Origin of the sequence: Colwellia sp. D2M02, assembly GCF_018860755.1 — a bacterium.
Taxonomy (GTDB): Bacteria; Pseudomonadota; Gammaproteobacteria; order Enterobacterales; family Alteromonadaceae; genus Colwellia; species Colwellia asteriadis.
This window is the reverse complement of sequence record NZ_JAHKPW010000064.1, coordinates 76,305-76,616: the sequence shown is the minus strand read 5'-3', so window position 1 is coordinate 76,616 and position 312 is coordinate 76,305. Positions and strand designations below refer to the sequence as shown.

General features: G+C 44.9%; 2 tRNA genes. Both read right to left on the bottom strand.

The features are described from left to right. Positions 1-62: 62 nt before the first annotated feature. Positions 63-137, bottom strand: a tRNA-Gln gene (locus KO495_RS11755). 40 nt (positions 138-177) lie between these two features. Beyond that, positions 178-252, bottom strand: a tRNA-Gln gene (locus KO495_RS11750). Positions 253-312 lie beyond the last annotated feature (60 nt).

Genomic DNA, 312 nt, shown 5'->3' with positions numbered 1-312 from the left:
CCAATTCCGCCAAACCCGCGCATTGGATTTTCCATTCATATTGCAATGATTACAGATATGAATGGCAGGGGTAAGAGGATTTGAACCTCTGAATGACGGGATCAAAACCCGCTGCCTTACCGCTTGGCTATACCCCTCCAGGGTCGTATTTACATTGTCCACTTTTATGAATAAAAGTGGCAGGGGTAAGAGGATTTGAACCTCTGAATGACGGGATCAAAACCCGCTGCCTTACCGCTTGGCTATACCCCTACAATGTATTTACTTTTTACTAGTGCAACTATGTTGCTTTGAAATGGTACGGGTCAAGAG